24 protein-coding genes are annotated in these 25,484 nt (G+C 56.8%); 13 read left to right on the forward strand and 11 right to left on the reverse strand.

Features of this window, described 5'->3' with window-relative positions:
* The first annotated feature begins 11 nt into the window (after positions 1-11).
* From ABWV79_RS08340 to ABWV79_RS08355, 4 genes are read left to right on the forward strand one after another with little or no spacing between them, the layout of a single operon-like run.
* A complete protein-coding gene (locus ABWV79_RS08340) occupies positions 12-1,214 on the forward strand; it encodes a CpaE/TadZ family protein (RefSeq protein WP_170527250.1) in 1,203 nt (400 codons plus the stop codon).
* A gap of 48 nt (positions 1,215-1,262) precedes the next feature.
* Positions 1,263-2,660, forward strand: coding sequence for a TadA family conjugal transfer-associated ATPase (locus ABWV79_RS08345; RefSeq protein ID WP_170751600.1), 1,398 nt, complete (start codon positions 1,263-1,265; stop codon positions 2,658-2,660).
* Positions 2,661-2,671: 11 nt separating this feature from the next.
* A complete protein-coding gene (locus tag ABWV79_RS08350) occupies positions 2,672-3,700 on the forward strand; it encodes a type II secretion system F family protein (RefSeq protein WP_170353391.1) in 1,029 nt (342 codons plus the stop codon).
* Between the two features lie 12 nt (positions 3,701-3,712).
* The gene (locus ABWV79_RS08355) at positions 3,713-4,699 is read left to right on the forward strand and encodes a type II secretion system F family protein (RefSeq protein WP_170353390.1); all 987 of its coding nucleotides are present in this window, start codon (positions 3,713-3,715) and stop codon (positions 4,697-4,699) included.
* A 3-nt stretch (positions 4,700-4,702) separates the two neighbouring features.
* On the opposite strand, the gene ABWV79_RS08360 is transcribed toward ABWV79_RS08355, so the two are convergent.
* Both ABWV79_RS08360 and ABWV79_RS08365 read right to left on the reverse strand, forming a co-directional pair.
* Positions 4,703-5,197, reverse strand: a complete 495-nt coding sequence (locus ABWV79_RS08360) for an A24 family peptidase (RefSeq protein WP_353391336.1) — start codon at positions 5,195-5,197, stop codon at positions 4,703-4,705.
* Positions 5,197-5,853 carry a helix-turn-helix transcriptional regulator gene (locus ABWV79_RS08365; protein ID WP_170353388.1) on the reverse strand — a complete coding sequence of 219 codons (657 nt, stop codon included), beginning with the start codon at positions 5,851-5,853 and terminating at the stop codon, positions 5,197-5,199. The genes ABWV79_RS08360 and ABWV79_RS08365 overlap by 1 nt, the downstream gene beginning before the upstream one ends.
* An 866-nt stretch (positions 5,854-6,719) precedes the next feature.
* Here ABWV79_RS08365 and ABWV79_RS08370 point away from each other — a divergent pair.
* The 5 genes from ABWV79_RS08370 (at position 6,720) to ABWV79_RS08390 (ending at position 11,940) form a co-directional block, all read left to right on the forward strand.
* Positions 6,720-8,066: a substrate-binding protein gene (locus ABWV79_RS08370; RefSeq protein WP_170353387.1), complete on the forward strand. Its 1,347-nt coding sequence runs from the start codon at positions 6,720-6,722 to the stop codon at positions 8,064-8,066.
* Between the two features lie 101 nt (positions 8,067-8,167).
* Positions 8,168-9,199, forward strand: coding sequence for a branched-chain amino acid ABC transporter permease (locus ABWV79_RS08375; protein WP_170353386.1), 1,032 nt, complete (start codon positions 8,168-8,170; stop codon positions 9,197-9,199).
* Positions 9,200-9,202: 3 nt separating this feature from the next.
* Positions 9,203-10,408, forward strand: a complete 1,206-nt coding sequence (locus ABWV79_RS08380; protein ID WP_170353385.1) for a branched-chain amino acid ABC transporter permease — start codon at positions 9,203-9,205, stop codon at positions 10,406-10,408.
* A gap of 11 nt (positions 10,409-10,419) precedes the next feature.
* Positions 10,420-11,175, forward strand: coding sequence for an ABC transporter ATP-binding protein (locus ABWV79_RS08385; protein WP_353391338.1), 756 nt, complete (start codon positions 10,420-10,422; stop codon positions 11,173-11,175).
* Between the two features lie 9 nt (positions 11,176-11,184).
* Positions 11,185-11,940: an ABC transporter ATP-binding protein gene (locus ABWV79_RS08390; protein WP_170353383.1), complete on the forward strand. Its 756-nt coding sequence runs from the start codon at positions 11,185-11,187 to the stop codon at positions 11,938-11,940.
* A gap of 248 nt (positions 11,941-12,188) precedes the next feature.
* On the opposite strand, the gene gph is transcribed toward ABWV79_RS08390, so the two are convergent.
* On the reverse strand, positions 12,189-12,863 hold the full coding sequence (gene gph / locus ABWV79_RS08395) for a phosphoglycolate phosphatase (RefSeq protein WP_353391340.1): 675 nt from the start codon (positions 12,861-12,863) through the stop codon (positions 12,189-12,191).
* Between the two features lie 224 nt (positions 12,864-13,087).
* Between gph and hemP the strand changes: the two genes are divergently transcribed.
* Positions 13,088-13,255 (forward strand): hemin uptake protein HemP, encoded by a 168-nt coding sequence (gene hemP / locus ABWV79_RS08400; RefSeq protein WP_170751582.1) that lies wholly within the window; start codon positions 13,088-13,090, stop codon positions 13,253-13,255.
* Positions 13,252-13,713 (forward strand): hypothetical protein, encoded by a 462-nt coding sequence (locus tag ABWV79_RS08405; protein WP_170751579.1) that lies wholly within the window; start codon positions 13,252-13,254, stop codon positions 13,711-13,713. Before hemP ends, ABWV79_RS08405 begins: the two co-directional genes overlap by 4 nt.
* Positions 13,714-13,765: 52 nt before the next feature.
* Here the strand turns inward: ABWV79_RS08405 and ABWV79_RS08410 are convergent, their stop codons facing one another.
* The 7 genes from ABWV79_RS08410 to ABWV79_RS08440 form a co-directional block, all read right to left on the reverse strand.
* Positions 13,766-16,825 carry an aminotransferase class III-fold pyridoxal phosphate-dependent enzyme gene (locus ABWV79_RS08410; RefSeq protein ID WP_353391341.1) on the reverse strand — a complete coding sequence of 1,020 codons (3,060 nt, stop codon included), beginning with the start codon at positions 16,823-16,825 and terminating at the stop codon, positions 13,766-13,768.
* A 108-nt stretch (positions 16,826-16,933) separates the two neighbouring features.
* Positions 16,934-17,806: an NAD(P)-dependent oxidoreductase gene (locus ABWV79_RS08415; protein ID WP_353391342.1), complete on the reverse strand. Its 873-nt coding sequence runs from the start codon at positions 17,804-17,806 to the stop codon at positions 16,934-16,936.
* A gap of 97 nt (positions 17,807-17,903) precedes the next feature.
* Positions 17,904-18,293, reverse strand: coding sequence for a Cu(I)-responsive transcriptional regulator (cueR, locus tag ABWV79_RS08420; RefSeq protein WP_353391344.1), 390 nt, complete (start codon positions 18,291-18,293; stop codon positions 17,904-17,906).
* Positions 18,290-20,761 (reverse strand): heavy metal translocating P-type ATPase, encoded by a 2,472-nt coding sequence (locus ABWV79_RS08425; protein ID WP_353391345.1) that lies wholly within the window; start codon positions 20,759-20,761, stop codon positions 18,290-18,292. The genes cueR and ABWV79_RS08425 overlap by 4 nt, the downstream gene beginning before the upstream one ends.
* 106 nt (positions 20,762-20,867) lie before the next feature.
* Positions 20,868-21,029, reverse strand: a complete 162-nt coding sequence (locus ABWV79_RS08430; protein ID WP_170751571.1) for a hypothetical protein — start codon at positions 21,027-21,029, stop codon at positions 20,868-20,870.
* A gap of 45 nt (positions 21,030-21,074) precedes the next feature.
* Positions 21,075-21,695 (reverse strand): pyridoxamine 5'-phosphate oxidase family protein, encoded by a 621-nt coding sequence (locus tag ABWV79_RS08435; protein ID WP_353391347.1) that lies wholly within the window; start codon positions 21,693-21,695, stop codon positions 21,075-21,077.
* A 12-nt stretch (positions 21,696-21,707) separates the two neighbouring features.
* Positions 21,708-22,172 (reverse strand): nuclear transport factor 2 family protein, encoded by a 465-nt coding sequence (locus ABWV79_RS08440; RefSeq protein ID WP_353391348.1) that lies wholly within the window; start codon positions 22,170-22,172, stop codon positions 21,708-21,710.
* 300 nt (positions 22,173-22,472) lie between these two features.
* Between ABWV79_RS08440 and ABWV79_RS08445 the strand changes: the two genes are divergently transcribed.
* Both ABWV79_RS08445 and ABWV79_RS08450 read left to right on the forward strand, forming a co-directional pair.
* Positions 22,473-23,039: a TetR/AcrR family transcriptional regulator gene (locus tag ABWV79_RS08445; protein WP_353391349.1), complete on the forward strand. Its 567-nt coding sequence runs from the start codon at positions 22,473-22,475 to the stop codon at positions 23,037-23,039.
* A gap of 101 nt (positions 23,040-23,140) precedes the next feature.
* The gene (locus ABWV79_RS08450) at positions 23,141-24,298 is read left to right on the forward strand and encodes an acyl-CoA dehydrogenase family protein (RefSeq protein ID WP_353391350.1); all 1,158 of its coding nucleotides are present in this window, start codon (positions 23,141-23,143) and stop codon (positions 24,296-24,298) included.
* Between the two features lie 165 nt (positions 24,299-24,463).
* On the opposite strand, the gene ABWV79_RS08455 is transcribed toward ABWV79_RS08450, so the two are convergent.
* Positions 24,464-25,354, reverse strand: coding sequence for a LysR substrate-binding domain-containing protein (locus ABWV79_RS08455; protein WP_209195201.1), 891 nt, complete (start codon positions 25,352-25,354; stop codon positions 24,464-24,466).
* Positions 25,355-25,484: the final 130 nt, after the last annotated feature.

Here is a 25,484-nt window from a genome sequence, read left to right on the forward strand (position 1 = left end):
GGAGAAAGATAATGAGTGGAAAACAGATTTCAGTATTGTTGATTTCGCCCGACGAAGAGATCTACTCGGCGATTGAAGGGTCTCTTGCTGAACAGGAGAACTGCCAGTTCACTGGCCGAAAAGACACGGTCTCGGGTGTGAACGGTTCGGCCATCTCGCTTACGGCGCTGAATGATGTGGTTCTGTTCGACGTCGAGGAAGACAGCGACAAAATGCTGGAAACAGCACAGAGCATCTGCGATGCGCGGATGCCCAACGCAATTATCATTGCGCTGGCCCCGGAAGATCTGCCGCTTGAAAAAGCTCGACAGCTTAAGAAATTGGGCGTCGATGACGTTTTACCCCGGACCGCGATCAACGAGGAGATCGTGCCGCAGGTTGATGCGATCCGGACTCGTCGCCAAGCTCAGTTGCCTGCGGTTTGGGGCGGTCATGCAACGCTGGGCAAAGTGATTGCCGTGGCAAAATCTCGTGGTGGTGTTGGTTCTTCGCTTGTGGCTGCAAACATGGCCAACGAGTTGCAGCAGAAAGAAGGTTTCTTCAAGAAGAAAGCGGCCAACGAGGTTGCAGTGGTTGATCTGGACTTCCAGTTTGGTTCCATCGCGGCCCTGATGGACGTGGAAGAAAGCGATGCCATGTGGCGCATGGCAATGGACGAAAGCATTCCTGACACTGCGTTTCTGGATCAGGCAATGGCCAAAGCACCATGCGGTGTAGATGTTCTGGCAGCTCCATCACGTTATGGCCCGCTATCTGCCATCAAAGCCGAACAGATTGACGCTATTCTGGACAGTTTGCGCCGGTCTCACGACTACGTTGTGATTGATCTGCCGCGTGCTTTGGTCGAGTGGATCACTCCGGTGCTCGCTCAGGCGGACCGGCTGTATCTGGTTACGGATGTGGCCGTACCGTCGGTGCGCTCTGCCCGCAAGCTGATTGATTTTTATCACAGCGAAAACCCGGCTTTGGACATTCAACTGGTTGCAAGCCTTGAGAAAAAGCCCTTGTTCCCCGCGGCCCATCACCGCGCGGCGACCAAGCTACTTGAAAAAGACTTCTCGTATTGGGTGCCAAAGGACGAGCGTACAGTGCGCGAGTCCGTTGATCGAGGCGTTCCCTTGCAGGACGTGTCCAACCGGGCACCAGCGACACGGGCGATCAAGAAGCTGGCGGATGACACGCGGGCTTCTCTGCCGCCGCGCGTGAACAGCTGACGCCCGTTCCCCAAGCCGTGATGTAAGATAAAGTAAAAGGTTGAAAGAATGTTTCGTGAATTTGACAGAACGAGCCGTACAGCACCCAGCGCACCCAAGGTCGTTCCCTTGGATACCAAGAAGCTGGACTCTAACGTATCAGACATCGCAGCCTTTGAAGCCGAGAAAAAGGTCGTTGATCGCGAAAGACAGCAGGATCGTATTGACCTGAAGGCGCGGATGCACAACTCGCTGCTGGACAAGCTGAACCTCGCTGTAATCGACAAGGTTGAAGAGGACACTCTGCGCGGCGAGATTGGCAAGCACGCTACGGATCTGTTGCGCCATGAAGGCCGTGCGATGCGCAGCGAAGAGATCAAAGAGCTTGTCGAAGAGCTGATGCATGAAGTCCTGGGCCTTGGCCCGCTCGAGCCGTTGCTGGCCGACCCGACGATCAACGATATCCTGGTCAACGGCCATGAGCAGATCTTTGTCGAACGCGCTGGTATCCTTGAAAAAACTGAAGCCCGGTTCCGTGATGAACGCCACCTGCTGCGTATCATCGACAAAATCGTTAGCCGGGTTGGTCGCCGTATTGATGAACGTCAGCCTTGGGTGGACGCGCGTCTAGAGGATGGTAGCCGTGTGAACGCTATTATTCGGCCTTGCGCTTTGGATGGCCCTGCCCTGTCGATCCGTAAATTTGCACGCGTTCCTTTGACGATGCAGCGTTTGGTGAACAACGGCGCCCTGAACGACAGTGCCGCAAATCTGCTGAGAGGGCTGGTTGACGCCAAGATGAATGTTCTGATCTCGGGCGGTACAGGCTCTGGTAAGACGACGATGCTGAACGCGCTTTCTTCTTACATTGGTGCGAACGAACGGATCGTGACAATCGAAGATGCTGCGGAACTCCAGCTGCAGCAGGAACATGTGCTGCGCATGGAGACGCGTCCGGCTGGTCTGGACGGAACAGGAGCTGTGGCGCAGCGTGACCTTGTTCGAAACGCGCTGCGGATGCGCCCGGACCGTATCGTCGTGGGCGAGGTACGCGGTTCGGAAGCCTTTGACATGCTGCAGGCCATGAACACAGGCCACGACGGATCGATGACTACGGTCCACGCGAACAGCCCAAGAGATGCCCTGTCGCGTGTCGAACAGATGGTCCAGATGGGTGGAATGGAACTGCCGCATTCGGCCATTCGCGCCACCATTGCCTCGGCAGTGCACTTTGTTCTGCAGTTGAACCGCATGTCAGACGGTACCCGCCGCGTGACTTCCATTGCTGAAGTGACCGGCATGGAAGGGGACATTGTGACCATGCAAGACATCTTTGTCTTCAAGCGCGAAGGTAAAGATGAGAACGGCAAAGTTTTGGGACGGTTCATGGCAACCGGTATCCGGCCGAAGTCGAGCGAAGCATTGGCCGCTGCTGGGGTAGACCTGTCCACCGTCCAGTTCACCTAAGGAGGCGGGTCATGTTCGAGCAAATTCGATCATTCTTTTCCAATCTCGATATCAACGGAATTGTTGGGCCCGAGATGGAAATCTTCGGTTTTGATGCGCGCTTTGTTCTCGCGTTGGCTGTTTTCCTGGGGGCTCTGATCGCATGGGAAGGGCTGCGGCAATTCCTGCGGCGGGGTGAAAACCGTGAAGAAGCGATCAATCGTCGCGTTCAGTTGCTAAACGAAGGTAAGAGCGGCGAAGATGTTTTAAACCTGCTTAAACCGCAGGAAGCCAAACCGCTGATCCGGAATTTCCCGTTTGTGGGGGATCTTCCGGCAGCGTTGAAAGCGTCCGGTTTGAACATGGCCCCCGAGGTATTCCTGATAGCTTGTGCTGCGGCCTTTCTTGTCTGCGCAATTGGCGGTTCGCTCGTGTCCAACCCGGTGCAGGTTGTGCCAATCTCGGCCGTGGTTTTCTTGTTTGGCCCGCTTGTTGTCCTCGGAAGCACGTTGAGAAAGCGTAAGGCCATGCTGATCAAGCAACTGCCTGATGCGTTGGACCTTATGGCCCGGGGTTTGAAAGTTGGGCATCCGCTGAACACGACGTTGCAGAGCGTTGCCGAAGAGATGCCTGATCCTATCGGCACCGAGTTCGGGCTGATTGTCGACCAAGTTGCCTACGGCGAAGAACTGCCGGATGCCTTGAAGACCCTTGCTGAGCGTATTGACGAAGAAGACATTCAGTACCTAGCTGTTGCGTTGATGATGCAGCATGGTACGGGGGGTGATCTTGCCGGAATCCTCAGAACTCTGGCGCGGGTTATTCGCTCGCGGATGTCGCTGCGTCGTAAAGTCAAGGCGATCTCGGCAGAAGGTCGAATGACCGCATTTATCCTATCCAGTATTCCCGTCCTCATTGCCGTCTTTATGACGATCATGACGCCGACCTACTACGGCGATGTTTCGGATGCTCCGTCGTTCTGGCCGGTAATGGGGTTGATCGCCGCGGCAATAGTTCTGAATGCCATCATATTGTTTAAGCTGGTGAATTTCCGGATATAAGGAGTTTCCCCGATGGAATATATCAACTCTATTCTTGCTGACGAAATTGGGTCACAAATCCTTTTGCTTGCAATTGTGGTCCTTGGCGCAGTGCTCGCCTTTTTCGGAATTTCGTCCACTTTCAGAGAACGTTCAACCGCTGCCGATCGCATGGCGCCAAGCCGGCCGCGCCAAAATCTGGCTCGGGGAACGCCAGATAAACTGGAAGGCGAAACGCCGACCGGCCTGAGCGCAGCGCTTATCCCAGCCGATGCAAGCGAGCGTCTCGAAGTCGGGCAGGTGCTAGCCAAGTCTGGCTTTCGCGGGAAGAACGCGATTGCGGGTTACTACTTTATCCGGTTGGGCCTGGCGACGTTTTTGCCGATGACCTTTATCTTTTTGCTCAACTGGCAGCCGCCGAACAACTTTGGCGCGCGGATTGCAGAGTATATGGGCGGTCTGGACTTGCTGGCCACTCTTAGAAACGTAGTCATTTTGGGTGCGATCGGGTTCTACGTTCCTCATCTGTGGATGAAAGCCCGCATCAAAGAGCGCAAATGGCAGATGGAGAGCGCCTTCCCGAACATGCTGGATCTTCTGCAGATTGGGATCGAAGCTGGTATGGGATTCGATCAGGCGCTGCTGAAAGTGGCCGTCGAAATGCAATTGGTTGCTCCAGAACTGTCTGAAGAAATACTGATCGCGCTAAGCGAGATTCAGGCAGGCCGGGATCGTGACACAGCTCTTATGCGTATGGCGCGTCGAACCGGGATCGAGGAAATGAGTGCTTTTGTAAGCGTTGTTCTTCAGTCGACCCGGTTTGGTGTTCCGCTTGCTTCTGCCTTGAACACTTATGCAGAAGAGATGCGAGAGCTGCGTGAAGTGCGTGCTCAGGAAAAGGCCAATAAGCTGCCTGTTCAAATGTCTGCGGTCTTGGCGACCCTGATGTTGCCAGCTATCGCAGGTCTGATCCTGGCTCCTGTTGTGATCCGTTATATGGAGACCTTTGGTGGAAACTAAGGCTCAATTCGGTGTTAACTGAAGGACAGAATGCAGGGTCAAAACCAGCCCCGAAGACCCGATCGCGATCCCCATTGGAAACTCTCGCGATTGGGCAGTTGATTTGAAGCGCGGAGACAGGGTTTTGGCATAACGTCGTACCAAGGCCATCCCAACAAGCCCCAGACCCATACCTGCGGCCAAGAGCAATAAATAGTCGGGAACTGCTGGGCTTGGAACAATGAGAAACACGACAGGAAGCATCTTGGCGTCCCCGCCGCCCAGCCATCTGACTGCGAACAGGCCAAAGCAAAGCAGAAAGCACGCTCCGCCAATCATGAGGCGCATGAACAACTCGTGCCATTCCAGAAACGGGGCGGTGGCCACGAAAATGACCAGGCCGATGATGCAATAGGTGTTAGGAATTCGCAGCTGAGTGAAATCAGTCCACGCTGTAGCCGCAAACAGCGGCGCGAACAGCCATAGGGCAATCCAATTTTGCCAGTCTAATTCAGGCATTAAGCCCTTGCTTGATGCAGTTTCCCGTACAGCGCCTCGCGCTCTTCGACCGACACTAGTCTGCGTGCCAGCATATGGAAATTATCCAGACCGGTTTTCGAATAGATATGTTTGAGGTGTGTCCTGACAGTTGCAGGTCCAATTCCCAACTCAGCTCCGATACCTTGGGATGATATGCCACGAGACACCAATACGCACACACGCCATTCGGCACGGGTAAGCCCGGCAGGGTTTTCGGTGCTCAGGATAGGCACTTCAATACTTGTCTTGCGGATGGTTGCGACGGTCTGCCGGGACAATGCCTCGGTCACAAGGCCAGCGCGCCGGCTCTGAAACGTCTCGGATAACTGTGGAGCAATCTGTTCGATTGCCTCCTTATAGCCGGGTTCGGGATTCTGACCAAAGTGCAGCTCAAGAAAGTCTATTTCGCCAGCCTGATGGTCCAGACACAGGAACAGGATGTCCGAGATTTTGCGATGCGCAATCCAATCCGTCAGGACCGGTGACAGTTTCGCAGGGTCCTCGCCATCTTCACGCAAACTGAAAACAGATGCCCTTTTCGGCACGTTGCGAAAAGGTCCAAGCGCGTCATTGGCATAGGACAAGAACAGAGGGCGGCTGATTGATGGATCGCGCGTGTCCGAACGCGCGGCCACCCTGTGGGCGCCTTTGTTCAGCCACAAACGGCTTATGACGGCGCAGTCTGCGCCGAAGGCTTCCACTATACCATTGAGAGCTGCGTCCAGAACAAGGCCGCCCTGACTCCAATGAATGAAATTTATGATTGCTCGTGCATGAAGCGCATTTGGCAGCCACGCTCCAGTTTGAGCCTTCCCCCCATTCATACTTCACCATTCCATACTAATTACAACAAAAATGCGGCTTACGCCAAAAGCGGACAAATGCCCACTCGATTCTTTAACGATTCTTTTGAAAGTCTAACGTACCACCTAAAAAATTAACTGAAAATTAATGGAACATAAATTTAGAGCAACGAACGAAAGTTGTGACTTTATGGCCTCCTTTCTGGGGACAAACGAGCGAGCTCCTTTAGACTGTTTCTTTCTTGGCGTGTTAAGCGCTCTGGCTTGAGTCATTATGAGTGTTCATAATGTGAGTTATGACGATAAAAAAGTTCATCAAAGATCAGCAAGTTTAAGCTCTTCAGAATGTGCTCTCAGGTGTTTCAATGTGGCGCGGATAAGTGTCATTATGAGAACTCTTCGCATTTGGCCCTAAGGGCGCATCTTGAATCAGCTAGCTTGGCGACGGCTTTAGGCTTTTGACAAGAATATTGGATTCACAATTAAACCTCTGTAATTAAAAAGTAAAAAACTCAAAAATGACCAAACATTAACTGATTTTCTCATTTCTTGTGTATTTGTTTACCTAACATCGTTGCAAGTTTAATAGGTTGTTGAGAAATTTTCGGATGGGCCTCCATACTCATAGAACGCAGAAATGCGCCTTCACTCGCTGGAAGAGGAGCCAGAGAGTGAAAATTGGGAAATGGGAGGAATGAATGACTAACAAATCTGTCACACGCCGCGGCGTGCTGAAGTCCGGTGCCGTTGCGGGAACCGGTCTGGCCCTGCCTACGATCTTCACCGCTTCGTCAGCAGCAGCCTACACTAACGAGCCCACAGGGTCTTCGGTTACCCTTGGTTTTAACGTTCCGCAGACCGGGCCATATGCCGAAGAAGGAAATGATGAACTTCTGGCGCAACAGCTGGCGGTCGAGCATCTGAATGGCGAAGGCGATGGCGGTTGCCTGAACACCTTTACGTCCAAGGCGCTCAAGGGGAACGGTATCCTTGGCAAAAAGGTCGAGTTCGTAACCGGTGATACACAAACCAAATCGGATGCAGCCCGCGCTTCGGCCAAGTCGATGATCGAAAAAGACGGGGCCGTGATGATCAACGGCGGATCGTCCTCGGGCGTGGCCGTTGCGGTTCAGGGTCTTTGCCAAGAGGCAGGCGTGATCTTTATGGCGGGTCTGACCCATGCCAATGACACCACCGGTAAAGACAAGAAAGCCAACGGTTTCCGCCACTTCTTCAACGCCTATATGTCGGGTGCCGCGCTGGCGCCGGTGCTGGCGGCTGAGATGGGCAAGGAACGCCGCGCTTATCACCTGACAGCTGACTACAACTGGGGCTGGACCCAGGAAGAGTCGATTGTTGCTTCGACCGAAGCCTTGGGATGGGAAACGGTCAACACAGTCAAAACACCACTCGCGTCAACGGACTTTTCGTCCTACATCGCTCCGGTTCTGAACTCGGGCGCGGATGTTCTGGTTCTAAACCACTATGGCGGCAACATGGTGAACTCGCTGACCAACGCGATTCAGTTCGGCTTGCTGGACAAGGTGGCCAACGGCAAGGACTTCAAGATTGTCGTGCCGCTGTATTCCGAACTGATGGCCGCTGGTGCGGGTGAGAACATCAAAGGCGTTCTGGGTTCGATGAACTGGAACTGGCAGCTGCAGGATGAGGGCACCAAGGCCTTCGTGAAATCCTTCGGTGAAAAGTACGGCAAGCCGCCATCCAACTCGGCCCAGACCTGCTATGCGCAGGTTCTGCTATATGCCGATGCGGTCGAGCGTGCGGGTACGTTCAACCCCTGTGGCGTTGTCGAAGCGCTGGAAGGGTTCGAGTTCGACGGTCTGGGCAACGGTAAGACGCTGTACCGCGCCGAAGACCACCAGTGCTTCAAAGATGTGCTGGTCGTGCGTGGCAACGAAAACCCGACCAACGCCTATGACACGCTGGAAATCGTCGAGGTGACCCCGGTCGAACAGGTGACCTATGCACCTGATCATCCGATGTTCGCCGGCGGTGACCTGGGTTCCTGTAACTCGGGCGCATAATCCGCGCCTCAGAATTTTCGACGAAAATTCTTGTACCTGAAACTGGGCTCTCCTGCTGACGCAGGGGAGCCTGCCTTGAAGGCAACAAAAGGGGGGGGACAATGGACGCCATACTTCTTCAAATCCTAAACGGGCTCGATAAGGGATCGGCATATGCGCTTATCGCGCTAGGGCTGACGTTGATCTTTGGCACGCTGGGTGTTGTGAACTTTGCCCACGGGGCTCTGTTCATGATCGGCGCTTTTTGTGCTGTTACCCTGCAAAAGCTGTTTAGCCTCAGCTTTCAGACCATCGACGAAACCCAGACGGACTTTCTGGGTAATCCGCTGAAGGTCGAGACACCTTATGTCGAGGCGTGGTTCGGTCCCGAGGTCGGTGCGTCAATCATCGACTGGTCGGTGCCTCTGGCGATCTTGTTCGCGATCCCGATCATGCTGTTGGTCGGCTACGTGATGGAACGCGGGCTGATCAAGCATTTCTACAAACGCCCCCATGCGGATCAGATCCTTGTGACATTTGGTCTGGCTATCGTACTGCAAGAGGTCGTCAAGTATTTCTTCGGGGCCAACCCGATCCAGACCCCGCCGCCCGAAGCGCTTAATGGCTCTATCGATTTGGGCACCATGATCGGGTTCGATCCGAACGCAATCATTTATCCGATCTGGCGTCTGGTCTATTTCGGCTTTGCGGTTGCCATTATAGGTGCAGTCTTCTCATTCCTGCAATTCACCACCTTCGGCATGGTTGTTCGCGCAGGTATGGCCGACCGGGAAACCGTGGGTTTGTTGGGCATTAACATCGACCGCCGATTTACCATCATGTTCGGGATCGCTGCGGCGGTGGCAGGACTGGCCGGGGTGATGTACGGGCCGCTCAATCCGCCGAACTATCACATGGGGATGGACTTCTTGGTCCTTAGCTTTGTTGTGGTTGTTGTAGGTGGCATGGGATCGCTGCCTGGTGCCGTGTTGGCGGGGTTCTTGCTGGGGGTCCTCGAGAGCTTTGCCTCGACCACTTGGGCCACGACCACGATTCCGGGCATCAACCAGATCATCATCTACCTTGTCGCCATCATTGTGCTGCTGCTGCGGCCACGCGGGCTGATGGGGCGCAAAGGCGTGATGGAGGACTAATCCATGTTTGGACTGAACAAGAAAGACACCGGGCTGCTGATCATCGTTGGGATTCTGACGCTACTGGCCCCCTTCATCCTGAACCCGTTCCCGGCGGACAGCGCCATGGCGCAGTTCAACGCGGGCTACCCCGACCTGATGCAGCGGTTCGTGATCTTTGGCATCTTCGCCATCGGGTTCAACATCCTGTTTGGCCTGACCGGATACCTGTCCTTCGGCCATGCGGCCTTTCTGGGCGTGGGATCGTATTCGGCCGTTTGGATGTTCAAGCTGCTCAGCTATAACGTCATCCCCGCCATCGCGCTGAGCGTGGTGATCGCTGGGTTGTTCTCTTTGCTGATCGGTTATGTCAGCCTGCGGCGGTCAGGGATTTATTTCTCGATCCTGACGCTGGCCTTCGCACAGATGAGCTTTGCGCTGGCCTATTCGGTGCTGTCGAACCCCAAATTCAACCTGACCAACGGGGAGACTGGCCTTCAGGTCTATGCAGATGACCCGCAGATTCTGCAGGGGGCCAATGCGCCCGACCTGCCGCACCTTTTCGGATTACCCATGCGCGCGACCTACACGCTGGACATTGGCGCGTGGAGCTTTGACTTCAACGCAGGCTACTACCTGTGTGCGGTTGTCATGATGGTCGTGTTTTATCTGGCGATCCGCATCTTCCGGTCGCCTTTCGGGATGATGCTGCGGGCGGTGAAGTCGAACCAGCAGCGGATGAACTACACCGGGCTGAACTCGAAACCCTATACGCTGGCGGCCTTTGTGATCTCTGGCATGTATGCCGGTCTGGCTGGTGGCCTGATGGCCGCGATGGATCCGCTGGCCGGGGCCGAGCGGATGCAGTGGACGGCCTCGGGCGAGGTGGTTCTGATGACCATCCTTGGGGGTACCGGAACGCTGATCGGTCCGGTTCTGGGCGCGGGCTTCATCAAGTATTTCGAGAACATCTTCTCGAAAATCAACGATAACGTCCTGCACAGCTGGTTTGCCTTCCTGCCCGACGGGTTGGAGGACGCGGTGGTGTTCATCATCCACCCGTTCATCGGCAAAGGCTGGCACCTGACATTGGGTATCCTGTTCATGTTGGTGGTGATTTATCTGCCTGGCGGCCTTGTCGAAGGCGGACAGCGGGTATCGAACTGGTTCAAACGTCGGAAATCCGGTGCGGATGATGCGCCTTCGGGCAAAACCGAGCCAGCGGAATAAAGGAGGCGACTATGGCAATTCTACGTGTAAAAGACGTCAGTAAACGCTTCGGTGGCCTAAAGGCGCTGACGGACGTGAACCTGAACGTCGAGGAAAATTCGGTTCATGCCATCATCGGCCCCAATGGCGCCGGCAAGTCGACCCTGCTGAACTGTCTTGTGGGTAAACTGATGCCGGATGCCGGGTCGGTCCTGTTTGACAACAATTCGGTGCTAGGGCTCGAGCCGTTTCAGATCAACCAGATGGGCATCAGCCGTGTGTTCCAGACGCCCGAGATATTCGGTGAGCTGACGGTGATGGAGAACATGTTAATCCCGATTTTCGCCATGCGAGACGGGGCGTTTCGGATGCACGCCTATGAGACGATTGCCAATGAAAAGGACATCGTCGAACAGGCCGAAGCGATGCTGGTCGAGATGAACATGGCCGACAAGCGCGAAATGCACGCCGCTTCCTTGTCGCGTGGTGACAAGCGTCGGCTTGAGATCGGCATGTGCCTTAGCCAGAACCCGCGTCTGTTGCTGCTGGATGAACCCACGGCTGGTATGGCACGAGCCGATACCAACAATACGATCGACCTGCTGAAACAAATCAAGGATGAACGCGACATCACCATCGCGATCATTGAGCACGATATGCATGTGGTCTTCAGCCTTGCCGAACGGATTACCGTGCTGGCACAGGGCACACCCTTAGTGGAAGACGTGCCAGAGAACATTCGCGGTAACCCCAAGGTTCGCGAAGCCTATCTGGGCGAGGCAGCGTAAGGAAAAGCTATGAATCAGAAACCGGACTTTTCGAAAAACGCCAATATGGCCACAACTGCGCCCGCCTTTCTTTCGGTGTGGGATATGCATTCGTACTACGGCGAAAGCTACATCGTTCAAGGTGTCAGCTTCAACGTGCACGAGGGCGAGATTCTGGCTCTGCTCGGCCGGAACGGGGCTGGTAAGACCTCGACCCTACGCTCGATCGCGCGTCTTGGTGACCCCGAAGTGCGCCATGGCGAGATCTGGCTGGACCACCAGCCTCTGCACAACAAAACAAGCTACGAGGCCGCAGCGGCAGGTCTTGGTCTTGTCCCCGAGGATCGCCGGATCATCCCTGGCTTGACGGTCGAGGAAAACCTGCAACTTGCTCAGATTGCGCCACCAATTGGCTGGTCGCTTGAACGTATCTACGAGTTGTTCCCCCGTCTTGGCGAGCGCCGCAAGCAAGAAGGCGTGACCCTGTCAGGTGGTGAGCAGCAAATGCTGGCCATAGCGCGTGCATTGGCACGCGACATCAAGGTTTTGCTGTTGGACGAGCCCTACGAAGGATTGGCCCCGGTGATCGTGGATGAGATCGAAAAGACTCTGATCCACGTAAAGCAACAGGGCATGACGACGATCATCGTTGAACAAAACGCCGTGCGTGCATTGGAATTGGCCGACCGCGCAATCATCCTGGATACAGGTAGTATCGTGTTTGACGGCACTGCCAGCGAAGTGCTGGAGAATACGCAACTGCGTGAGGAATATTTGGCGATCTGATCAAGACAATCCGTTGCAAAGCGTTAAGGCGGGGTGGGGAACCACTTCGCCTTAGTTGTTTCAGGGCTGCAAAAAGGGCGATTGAATTCGAACGACGGTTGGAGGTTTTCCTGCCTCTACGGGAAACCCCCAATATCTTGCAAATACGAAATACCTTAATTGTAAATCATCCAAGGTTTTACCAAGGACATTTCCCCCTTTGAGGGGCTGGCTTCTTACCCCCTCGGCCGGCCCCTCAGTTCCTTGGATCAGGCCGTTTCTTCCAGTTTTGATATCGCTTGCTGGACCAACGAGGGCAGCTTTTCGTTGTGGTCGTAGTTAAGTGCATGAGGGATTTCGGATACGGGTGACTTCCGATACCCTTCGGTGAACAGCAGAAACGGAACCTGCGCACGTTGCGCGGTTTCGGCATCGACTTCGCTGTCGCCAATAAACAGGCGCGGACCGGTTGGGGTGACGGCGGCGAAACTGGCGTGAAGATGCGCGGGGTCGGGCTTGCGTGTGTTCAGAGTATCACCGCCAAAGACGGTTTCGAAGTGATGAGCGAGGCCCAAATCCTGCAGAATATCGCGGGCGGGGGCCTCGGGCTTGTTGGTGCAAATGCCCAACACGCATCCCATATCGCGCAGCTTCTGTAGCGCCTCGGAAACACCGGGATAGGGTACGGTCAGCGCACTGGATGCGGCGGAATAATGTGCAAGTGTACGCTCAGTCAGTTCTGCATGGCGATCAAGTGGCATGTCGCAATGCCTGATGACACGTTCGACCAATTTGGGAAGGCCATTCCCAACGAATTGCTGGATTGTCTTTTGTGGAAGATGGGGGCGTCCCTCGTCCTGCAGCATGCGGTTCGCGGCGGCCGCGATATCAGGCAAACTGTCGATCAGCGTTCCGTCCAGATCGAACATGAGCGTTGCAGTCATGGAAAACCTCGGGCGTTTGAATTGTCGCATCAGGCTTAGCCCGATCGCCAAAGCAGCGCAATTCCACGCGGATGAATGAGGTATGATTTTGACGCTTGACATACCTGAGTAAAATTATCAGATTAAGGATCAAGACACCAAGCCAACCCGGATTCGGGTCAGCCAGCCACTGAAAACGCGAACAGAAATCGGCCTTTCGCCCGTGACCCTCTGGAGTTGACCTGATGAATGTGCAGAACCCGAACCCCACGCAATCCTACCCCGTATCCATGCTGCCGGCACATAAAGCCGAAGAACTGACGAAAGGCGGAAATCTGGCTCATATTGAGCTGGGTGATCAGCTTTACACCCTGCGCATCACCCGCGCTGGCAAACTGATCCTGACGAAATGAGCGCGCGTTTTGCCCGCGGCGGGGCTACCGTTGGTCGACTGGCAGACCTTAGCCCTATTGAAGCCAGCGCGGTTCTGTACTTGCGGCAGTGGAGCGATGCAGCGTTGGCGCGCGCAGATGGTTTGGCGCAAGAATCCGATCAGGACAGTGTCGCGACGAGTGTTATGGATCGCTTGTGTTCACTCTGTGCTCATCATGGCAGACGACCGTTGATCCGCCACGGACTGGGGTGTTCCTGTCTGGGCGCGGATGAGAACTGTTTCGCGCAGATGATCGCCGCAGCCTCGGAAGGTGCGCGCGAAGACACAATGATGTTGGCGGCGCTTATCGTCCGTCCGGATTTCGCGCCCGCCCTTGCTGCCTTGTCCGAGGAATTGGCGCTGGCATTGCGTCGCATGTCAGTCGCGGCCCCGCTTCCTTCGACCGGCCACGTAACCCCCTCTGCCGTGTTGCATTAACAGCTCGGTCAGGCTCAGACCCCCGTCCCAGTTAGGCCGGGGGTTTGTTCATTCAGCAACACCCGCAACCGGCATGGTGGTGATCGCAGGCGGGGGCAGGGGCATAGTCGCCGACCTCGGTCAGCACATCACGCAGCGCCCACAGGATCATGTCGACGTCATCCGCCTCGATCGTCAGGGGCGGGCGGATTTTCAGGATATTGTCCTTGGGCCCTTCGCTGCCGATCAGGATGCGGTGATCGCGCATCCGGTTCTTGACGTATTTGCAAATCTCGGTGCCCTCGGAGCCGTCGGGGTTGATCAATTCGACCCCCAGAAACAGGCCCATGCCCCGCACGTCGCCAACACAGCCGAAGTCGGCCTCGATCCCGCGCAACCCGTCCATCAGCTGCGCGCCCATTACGCGGGCATTGTCCTGCAGCCCCTCGTCATCGACGATGTCCAGCACCTCTTTCCCGATCCGGCAGGACAAGGTTGATCCACCAAAGGTCGAGAAGAACTCGATCCCGTTGTCAAAGCTTTGCGCGATTTCTTTGGTGGTGACCAACACGCCCAGAGGGTGCCCGTTGCCGATGGGTTTGCCCATGACCAGGATATCAGGCAGGGCGCCCTGATGCTCAAAACCGAAATAATACTCACCCAGACGTCCCAGCCCAGTCTGCACCTCATCAGCGATACAGACCCCTCCTGCGGCGCGGATTTTTTCATAGACCGCAGGCAGATAGCCTTTGGGCGGGATAATCTGCCCGCCGACCGAGGGGAAGGTCTCGGCGATGAAACCGGCGATGCCGTGGCCCTTGTCCTGCAAGGCGGCAATCGCCGGGTCCACAAGATCCGCGAATTTTGTAGCGCGGTCGGGATCATCGCGCTTGAATGATCCGCGATAGTCGTCAGCCACTTCAACCAGTTCGACCCAAGCCGCCTGACCCACGCCGCCGGGTTTATTGAACTTATAGGCCGAGATCGCGACCGCCGCATTCGTATTGCCGTGATAGCCGTGATCGGGCGTCACGATCCCCTTGGCCCCGGTATGGGCGCGGGCAAGCCGCAGGGCCAGCTCGTTCGCCTCGGTGCCGGAGTTGACGAAGAAACAAACCTCAAGGTGGTGGGGCAGTTTCGAGAGTACCTTATCGGCAAAAGCGGTCTGCGCCGGGTGCAGATAGCGCGTGTTCGAGTTCATGCGCCTCAGCTGATCCGCCGCCACCGCCTGAATGCGCGGATGCGCGTGGCCCACATGGGGGACGTTATTATAGGCGTCCAGATAGGGGCGACCCCATTCATCGAACAGGTGGTGTTTCCACCCGCGCACCAGCATGACCGGGTCGTCATAGGTCAGACTGAGGTTGCCGCCAAAATGGTCGTGCCGCCCCTGCAGGATCGCCTGCTTGTCGGTCGGTTGATAGAACACCTTGTCATCAGGTAGGTTCAGCAAGGCCGCCGGGTTGGGGCAAACCGCGTGCCACAGCTCCATCTCATCGGGGTCACCAACGCCGGGCCAGTCGTTCTGCATCCCGTCCGTGGTCATCGCCAGCTGGAAATGCACATGCGGGGCCCAGCCGCCGTTCTGTGTGGCGTCCCCCAATCGCGCGAACGCAGCGCCCTGCGCCACCGGATCACCGGGTTTCAGCCGATCACAGACCTCGGGGTCCAGATGACCATAGAGCGTATAGAACGCGTCCCCCTCGGGCGTTTCGTGATGCAGGATCACCACGCCGCCATAGTCCAGATGGGCGTCGCGGTTTTCCACCGCCTCAACCCGTCCGCTCATCGGCGCGTGCAACACGGTGCCCGCCTGGGCGAACACATCCACCGCCAAGTGCACCGTGCGCCGGTCCGAGGCTTTCCACGGCCCCTTACGGAACCCCGGCTCGGCATAGATCAGGCGCGGCTCATTGTAATAGCCCAGCCACAGGCCCTCGCCATATTCCTCGCCCACGCGGGCGGCCTCGGCCAGTGGCATATGAAACGGGTTCTGCGGCCAGACGCAGTTTTCCACCGACAGCGACCCCATCGGAAGATCAGCCAGATCTTGTCCAAACATCGGTGCGAACTGTCCGCGATGCGCGGCCAGATAGTCGAGGACGCGCTCGGCCCCATCTGTCACAGGCAGCCCGCAGGCCACGCGCAGCCGCGCCGCCATTAACCCGCCATTGACTGAAGCGTTCTCAAGAAACCGCCAGGCCGGGGCCTGGCTGATGGTCACATACGGATCATCCGGGTTGTCGACGGCCATCAGAGTCGAGTTCACCACCGACACCGCCAGCCGCATCCGCAACAGCGGCCAGATCAGATCAACCTCATCCGCGCGCAAGCGGTTCGCGGCGTGATAGCCCTGCACCAAGGCGGTCAGCGCGCGTTCGGGCTGAGGATGGTCCAACACGATATAAGCCCCGGCAATCGCCAGATCGCAGATGCGGGGTGCCGCGCACATATCCCCCAGATCAATCAAGCCCGAGACGCTCTGCCGCTGGCCCATCTCACCCTCGACCAGAACGTTATAGTCATTGGCGTCATTGTGGATGGCTTGTTTGGGCAATTCCGTCAAAGACGCCTTGATCGTATCAAACCCGGCACAAACCTCGGCCAGCAAAGCGCGCCGCGCCGGATCAGAGATCGCCTCAAGCTGATCCGCAACCCAACCCGCCTGCATCATGTCCCACTTGAAACCATCGCGTTGCAAACCGTCATGCGAGAACCCTTCCAGCGCACGGTCAGTCGCCCCCAACGCACGGCCCAGCTTCAGGATCAATGCCTCGGATTTCGGCGCGGCCTTGGCATAGCACTCGCCAGGCAGACGCTCCAGCAGCCAAACCAACCGGGGCTGTCCGTCCGGATCCGCAATCTCGGGCAGCAGACTGCCGTTCAGATCAGGGAAAACCTTGGGAAACGGCAGACCCGGTGCCTCAGTCGCGATATGCTCCAGCGCCTTGACCTGAAGATCGACGAATTCGGCCTCGCAGCCTGCGCGCATGACCTTCAACACATAATCCTGACCATTGGTGGCATGGACGATGAAATTCAGGTCATACTCGCCATCCAGTCGCGTCAGCTTGGCCTCCAGACCCCAATGCTGGCGCAATGCATCGGCCCAGAACTGCGTCATGTTTTCCATTCCCAAACCTGCCCCGATTGCAAACGGGATCCTCTTCATCTGGCTAAAAATATCTTCGGGGGGAATCGCGCCTTGGCGCGATGGGGGGCAGACAGCCCCCCTGATCAATTACCCCAAAGCGCGCAACCGCTTGATCAACGAGGACGTATCCCACCGCCCGCCGCCCAGCTTCTGCACATCCTTGTAGAACTGATCGACCAAAGCCGTCACCGGCAGAGATGCCCCTGTTTCATCCGCCGTATCCAGACAAATCCCCAGATCCTTGCGCATCCAGTCGACAGCAAAACCATGGTCGAAATGGTCGTCCAGCATCGTCTCGTAACGATTGGCCATCTGCCAGCTGCCGGCCGCCCCCTGGCTGATCACCTCAACGACCGAGCGCCCGTCCAATCCGGCCTTTTCAGCGAAATGCAGAGCTTCACTCAAACCCTGCACCAAACCGGCAATGGCGATCTGGTTGCACATCTTGGTCATTTGACCTGCGCCGCTGTCGCCGATGCGGCGGCAGATTTTGGAATAGACCTGCATCACCGGTTCCGCTGCATCATAGGCCGCTTGATCCGCACCACACATGATCGACAAGACCCCATTCTCGGCCCCAGCCTGACCGCCCGAGATCGGAGCGTCCACAAACGCGATATCTGCGGCTTTGCCTGCGTCGTAGAGCTCACGCGTCACCTTGGCGGATACGGTTGTGTGATCGACAAAAATCGCCCCCTCGGACATGCCGTGAAACGCGCCGTTCTCTCCGGTGCAGACCATGCGCAGGTCATCGTCATTGCCCACGCAAGCTATGACAAATTCCGCGCCCTCAGCGGCTTCGCGCGGCGTCGTCCCCATTGATCCACCATGTTGGGCCACCCAAGCTTCGGCCTTGGCTGTGGTGCGGTTATAGACGGTGACATCGTGGCCTGCAGCCTGTAGGTGACCGGCCATCGGATAGCCCATTACACCCAAACCCAGAAACGCGACTTTTGCCATGTGGAGATCCTCTCTGCTGTCCGACAACCACCTAGCGCAGCAGTCCGGAATGTTCAGCAGAGACAAATCAAAGCTGCGAGGAAAGGGCAACCCTGTGCTAAGGGTTCCCACCCAAATCTTGAAGGATTGGACAGTCTGGACGGTCATCGCCTGCGCAGGCGTCCACCAGATGACCAAGCGTATCCCTCATCGCGTTCAGGTCGGCGATTTTGGCCTCGATCTGCGCCAGATGCGCGCGCGCGATTTTTTTCACATCAGCGCTGGCGCGGGTCTCGTCTTCGTACAAAGCCATCAGGGTCCGGCAATCTTCGATGGTGAATCCCAAGGCGCGGGCGCGGCCCAGAAAGTTCAGCTTGTGCACGTCCTGGCTGCGAAACACACGGTACCCGTTGTTGTCCCTCAGTGGTTTAACCAGCCCGATGTCTTCGTAGTAGCGGATCGTCTTGGCGGGCAGGCCTGTCCGGGTCGAAACATCTCCGATATTCATGAGGTCACCGTCTGAGGTTGGTGTTCTGCCTGCCGCTCGGGTAGCGTGGCCCGCACCCGTCGCAGGCGCAGGGCGTTGGTCACGACAAAGACGCTGGACAAGGCCATCGCCGCTGCCGCCAAAGCTGGGGACAGCAACGGTCCGCCGAAGGGGAACAAAACACCCGCCGCGACCGGAATCAACACTGCGTTATACCCGAATGCCCAACCCAGGTTCTGGCGGATGTTGCGCATTGTCCGGCGGCTGATCTCGACCGCATTGGCGACGCCGCGCAGATCTCCGGACATCAGCACAACATCGGCCGTTTCGATCGCCACATCCGTGCCCGTGCCGATGGCAATTCCAGTATCAGCAGAGGCAAGCGCAGGCGCATCGTTGATACCGTCACCCACAAAGGCCAGCGCACCGAACCGGTCGCGCAGTGCGTTGACCGCGTTTAGTTTGCCGTCGGGCAGAACCTCGGCGGTGACATGATCTATACCCAGCTTGTCGGCCAAGGCTTGCGCAGTATGTGCGTTGTCTCCTGTGACCATGGCCAGAGTCAGGCCCATCGCGTGCAACCGGTCTAAAGCCTCGGCCGTCCCCGGCTTGATCGGATCGGAAACCGTCAGCAAAGCAGCAGCCCGACCGTCCACGGCAACGAACAAAGGCGTGGCCCCTGCGGCGGCGCGTTGATCTGTCTCGGGCGTCAGCTCAGACAAGTCCACGCTGCCCTGATCCATAAACCGAGGCGACCCGATCAACACCTCGCGCCCTTCGACCACGGCCCGCACGCCCAATCCGGTCAGAGACTCAAATTCGACTGGCTGCAGCAGATCCGCAGGTCCGGCGCGTGTGATCGCGGTGGCAATCGGGTGCTCGGACCGCGCCTCAATCGAAGCGGCCAGACGCAGAACATCATCGCGGTCGAATCCGTTGACGGTGGTGATGCTTTCCAATTCGGGCCGACCCAGTGTCAGAGTGCCAGTCTTGTCCAACGCGACCACCTTTGCCTGCTGCAACTGTTGCAGCGCGTCGCCCTTGCGGAACAAAACACCTAACTCAGCCGCGCGCCCGGTGCCAACCATGATCGAGGTCGGCGTCGCCAGACCCATCGCGCAAGGGCATGCAATGATAAGGACCGAAACACCGGTGACCAGCGCCATTGGCAGCGCCGGCGCGGGCGCAAAGATCAGCCAGACCGCAATGGTCAGCAGCGCAATGACCAGCACGGTTGGAACGAACCAAGCAGTGATCTTATCGACCAACCCTTGAATTGGCAGCTTAGCGCCCTGCGCCTGTTCGACCATGCGAATGACCTGCGCCAGGACCGTGTCGGCCCCAACCCGCGTTGCACGGACGCGCAACGCGCCGGTGCCATTCACCGTGCCACCCACAACCGGGTCGTCTGGTGCTTTGCCGACCGGAATGGGTTCGCCACTGATCATGCTTTCGTCAATGTATGACGTACCCTCCAGCACCACGGCATCCACTGCGACGCGTTCACCGGGGCGGATTTGCAGAATGTCACCCACCACGATCTGGGCAATGGGACGATCTACAGTGGCACCACCTTGTTCAACCCGAGCCGTCTTTGGTTGCAGGCCCACCAATTTGCGGATCGCAGCGCCGGTGCGGCCCTTGGCTCGCGCCTCCATCGCGCGCCCCAGAAGAATAAGGACAACGATGACCGAGGCGGCCTCGAAATACACATTCGCGCTGCCTTGCGGCAGGAGACCCGGTGCGAATGTGGCGACAATCGAATACAAGTAAGCCGCACCCGTGCCCATCGCGACCAGCGCATTCATATCCGGTGCGCGGCGTAACAGGGATGGAACACCCTTTGCGTAAAACACTCTTCCCGGTCCAGCCAGCAAAGCCGTGGTCAGCGCGAACTGAATCAAATAGCTGGTCTGCATCCCTATGGTCTGATGCACCCAGTGATGAAAGGCCGGGACCATGTGCCCACCCATTTCAAGGACAAAGACGGGCAGAGCCAGTACCGCAGCTATGAGGGTCGTGCGCGTCAGTGCTGTGGCTTCTTGCGCCTTATCCGTCGCTCCCTCATCCACCGGCGCGACATGCGCTGGATAACCCGCGTCAGTGCATAGCCTGGCCAAGGCTAAGGGATCGCTGGCCCCCTCAACGTACTGAATTGTTGCGCCTTCGGTAGCGAGGTTGACTTGGGCGCTGATCACGGCCGGGTCGGCCTGCAAGACACGCTCGATCCGGTCCACGCACGAGGCGCAGCTCATCCCCTCGATCTTCAGCGATGCTGTGGCTGTTGCGGCGGGATATCCGGCGGCGTCCAGCGCATCGGTTAGCCGGGTGATCGGGCCGTCGTGGGTAACCTGCGCCACTTTGGTTGCGAAATTCACCGAAGCATCGGTCACACTATCCACGGCGCGCAGGGCGGTTTCGACACGTCCCACGCATGATGCGCATCCCATTCCGGTTATGTTCAGCCTGGTTTCGTGTACGGCTGTCATCCGACTCATCCCGTGTAGATCTTCGTTCCTTTAAATGGGGGTTCCAGTCACGGGAAGGTCAAGGGGTTGCGTGGGTTTTCAACGCATAGCTGCCATGCGTTTGGGGTCAGCGATCTGAAAAAACCTCGAGCAAAAGCGAGTTGTATTGGGCGGGCGGCGCGCTGCGGACAGCTTCTGGAGACGCGAAAAACCCCAGCATCAGAATGGCCACACACATCAACATGCCAAAAAGGCAGAAACTGGCGAGGTTCAGTGTCGAACGCAGCATGATGGTAATCCCTGTTTCCAATGTGAGGGCGGATCGCAATTCGGTTCAGCCCCGTCTTGCCAGTTCCTGTTTTAATTTTTCGTTCTCGGCCTGAAGTTGCGCCAATTGCTGACCAAGCGTGTTCAGATGGGGGCGCAGTTCGGCCTCGGTAAAGCGAGGTGTGATATGGCGGGGGCAGTTCCAGTCCAGCCCCTCGACCCGGATGATCGCGGCGCGTTCCGCGGGCGTTTCCGCCCCGTCGGGATAGAGGCTGGCGGCGGCGGCTTCGCCTTCGGTAAAATCGACCCGACCCAGTATTTTCAACCGCCGTTGGTTGGCGTAATCCATCAGGATCATGGCAATCCGGTCGTTTCCGTCCAAATTTCCGCGAGAGATATACTGTTTGTTGCCCGAGAAATCGGCGTATCCGATGGTTGTCGGCCCAAGCACCCTTAGAAACCCGATTGGCCCGCCGCGATATTGCACATAGGGCCAACCGGTCTCGGACACAGTAGATTGGTAAAACCCGTCCCGCGCCTCGATAAACGCTTTTTCCGCAGGGCCGATCTGATGCCCCTTTTGTGGCCCGCTTTCTATGAATTTGGCATAGGTCTTGGCCGATCCCATTCTTTCCTGATGGGCGCGGACGGCGGAAGTAAAGGTCAGTTCAGAAAAGGCGCGGGGCATGGGTGATCCTTTCTAGAGACCCAGATCAGACAGGCCGGGGTGGTCTTCGGGTCTGGGGCCTTGGGGCCAGTGAAACAGACGATCTTCTTCGTCAATCGGCAGGTCATTCAGCGAGGCGTGGCGTTTGGCCATCCGGCCATCTTCGGCAAATTCCCAGTTCTCGTTGCCATAGGACCGGAACCACTGACCGCTATCGTCATGCCATTCATAGGCATAGCGTACGGCAATTCGGTTTTCTGTAAATGCCCACAGTTCCTTTATCAGCCGGTAGTCGAACTCTTTGTTCCATTTGCGGGTCAGGAAGGCGTGGATGTCTTCGTGGCCCGACAAGAATTCGGCGCGGTTCCGCCATTGGCTGTCCTCGGTATAGGCGGGTGTCACAAGATCGGGGTCGCGGCTGTTCCAGCCGTTTTCCGCCATACGGACTTTTTGTGTGGCGGTCTCAAGGGTGAAGGGTGGCAGAGGGGGTCGGCTCATATCTTGGTCTTTCAGGTCAGTGCGGCGGCAAGCAGCGCAAGGGTCAACAGGAAGGGGACATACTGAGGGGAAAATGGGCTGTTGCGGCGTTTCATCGTCTAGCTCCAAGGTTTACTGATCGGTACATCTTGAGGTCAATGTGTACTGATCGGTAAACTTTTGCAAGTCTCAATTTGAGAAAATTTTTGAATGACCTTTAAAGAGCTATAATCTAAAGGCTTCAGGGGTTGAGTTCCCGGCAATCTTGTCGCGAAATGAAACCATGGTTATGTACTGATCAGTACACTCAGGAGCCGAATCATGCGCCCGAACAAACGCGACGAGCTGGTCCGCAATGCTCTGCAGGTTTTTTACCGGGATGGCTTTCACGCCACCGGTATGGACAAACTGGTGGCAGAGACAGGTGTGTCGAAGACCTCGATGTACAAGCATTTCCGAACCAAAGAGGAATTGATCGTTGCCGCCTTGCGCTTGCGGGATGAGAATTTCCGCAACTGGTTCTATGGCCGGATCGACGCGCTTGCCGACACGCCCGCGCAAAAACTGCTGGCCAGTTTCGATGCCTTGGGAGAGTGGTTTGAAGAGGACGGCTATCGCGGATGCATGTTCATCAAAGCCGGGGCCGAATATCAGGACAAAGACCACCCCATCCATCTGGAAGCAGCCGAGCACAAACGTCTGCTGCTCGAATATTTCACTGATTTGGCCCGCGACGCAGGCGCCCGCGAGCCTGAAAAGCTGGGATGTCAGATTCTGCTGTTGAAAGAAGGAGCGATTGTCACTGCTGTTCTGCTTAAAAGCTGTGATCCTGCGCGCGACACCAAGGAAGCAGCGCGGGTGTTATTGGCGAATGCGCTGCCGGTCTGAGGCGTTACGTTTAAAAGACGTTGCGTAGCAAAGCTCCTGGCGCATTGGATTGCCGGATCGCGGGGGTTACCTTCAAGGAAACTGACTTGAGGGGACACGAAATGTCTTTGTTTACGAATTCCGCCAATTGGGTAACCGAAGAACATCGGATGTTCGCAGAGATGGCGGACCGTTTCATGCAGGATGAATTGGTCCCCAACGCCGAACGCTGGAACGATCAGGGGCAAGTTGATCGAGCGTTCTGGCACAAGGCTGGGGAAATGGGTCTTATGGCCGGGTCGATTTCCGAGGAACATGGCGGTGTCGGGGGCGGTCTTGGTTTCGACGCGGTTACGATGTACGCGCAGGCGTCGCACGGAGATTGTGGATGGGGTTACCCGATCCAATCGATTGTGACCCATTACATCACCGCTTATGGCAGCGAAGAGCAAAAGCAAAAATGGCTTCCCAAGCTGGCTTCGGGCGAAATGGTCGGCGCGTTGGCGATGACTGAGCCGGGAACTGGTTCCGATGTTCAAGGCATTCGGACAACTGCCGAGAAAGATGGCAATTCATACCGCATTAACGGCTCGAAAATCTTTATTACTAACGGTCAGTCGGCTGATCTTATCCTTGTCGCAGCAAAAACGGACAAATCGCTGGGCTCGAAAGGTGTTTCGTTGGTGGCGGTCGAGACCGGAGGCGCGGAGGGGTTCCGGAAGGGGCGCAACCTCAAGAAGTTGGGGATGAAGGGCAACGACACGGCCGAACTGTTCTTCGAGGACGTAAAGGTGCCGATGACCAACCTGATCGGCCCGGAAGAAGGGCAGGGCTTTTATCAAATGATGAAGCAGTTGCCGTGGGAGCGTATGACGATTGCGATCATCGCACTTGGCGCGATCGACTTCGCGATTGCCGAGACGGTGCGTTACACGCAAGAACGCAAAGCCTTCGGTCAGCGGGTTATGGATTTCCAGAACACACGATTCAAACTGGCCGAGTGCAAAACCAAGGCCGAGGTTCTGCGCAGCTTTGTGAATGACTGTATCGCTCGGCTTGAAGCTGGAACGCTGGACGCAGCGACGGCATCGATGGCCAAGTATTGGGGTTCCGAGGTGCAGAACGAAGTCATGCATGAATGCCTGCAGTTGTTCGGAGGCTATGGGTTTATGATGGAGTACCCAATCGCGCGCCTCTACGCCGATGCGCGTGTTCAAATGATCTATGGTGGCACCAATGAGATCATGAAGGAACTCATCGCACGTTCCTTGGACACATAAAGCCCGACGGGATACTCCCGCCCGTCGTCGACGTTTCTGAAGAAACATCTCCTTTCGTTGGGCCGGGCAGGCGCGGGCGCAGCCCGCGCCTGCCCGGCCCCTGCTGTCCGCGGGACGCAAGGCCTAAGGCCGCGCAGTTTTGCTCGGTAAGTCTTGTGTATTGGTTCAGGCTAAAGAGATTTGATCCTGTAGCCATGTTCGAAACGATCGGAGCGGTTCAGATTCCGCTCGGGATTGGGGCCAGACAAGAAAAAAGTCGCCAAGGCTGACACTCGGGCCGTTCCATGCAAGCACCAGTTTGCCTGTTTTCAAGTCGTTTTCGATCAAATAAGTCGGCAGCAACGCGACCCCCAGCCCGTGGATTGTCGCCTGACCCATCGTCGAAAACTGGTCAAATAGCATGCCAGAAATACCGCTAACGGACCGGCCTTGTACAGCGAACCACCTTTCCCACGCATCTGGCCGCGTTTCCAAGTGCAGCAAGGGTGCACTCAAAAGCCAGTCGGGGTTATCGTTCTGTGTCGGAAGCAGATCTGGCGCGCAGACCGGCAGAACATCTTCCCGCATGATCGGCAAGTAATTCACACCGGCCCATGTCCGCCCGCCAAAGTGAATCGCGGCGTCGAAGTGTTCGTTTTCAAACTCAAACGGTCTAAGACGCGTGTTCAGGTTTACGGTGACTTCGGGGTGTTTGCGGGCGAAATCCTGAAGGCGGGGGGCCAACCAGTGCATCCCGAACGCTGGCAGAATCGACAGATTGAGTGAGCCGCCGGTCGGGTTGGCCTTCAGCTTCAGAGACGCCTGAGCAAGCTGACTCAGGCTGGACCGGGCGACCTGAACATATTCTTTTGCCGCGGGCGTCAGGTTCAGTCGCATCTGGTTGCGTTGAATCAGATCGACGCCCAGTTGCTCTTCCATCGCCTTGAGTTGTCGACTGATCGCGCTTTGGGTCAACGACAGCTCTTCGGCTGCAGCCGAGGCGCTGCCTAGCCGGTCTACCGCTTCCAAAGCCAGAAGCGACGGGATTGAGGGTAGGAAACGACGGGGCGCGATCATATGATAAATCCTCATACCTTTGGGACGGAATATCACTGGCATTTGCGCTGCGCCAGCCCGATACACATCACAGGCATTTCCTTTGCTTAAGCTGCTGAATGCCTGCAAGAAGGGGGCGCTGTATTTCTGA

The organism is Ruegeria sp. HU-ET01832 (assembly GCF_040371315.1).
Classification (GTDB): domain Bacteria; phylum Pseudomonadota; class Alphaproteobacteria; order Rhodobacterales; family Rhodobacteraceae; genus Ruegeria; species Ruegeria lacuscaerulensis_A.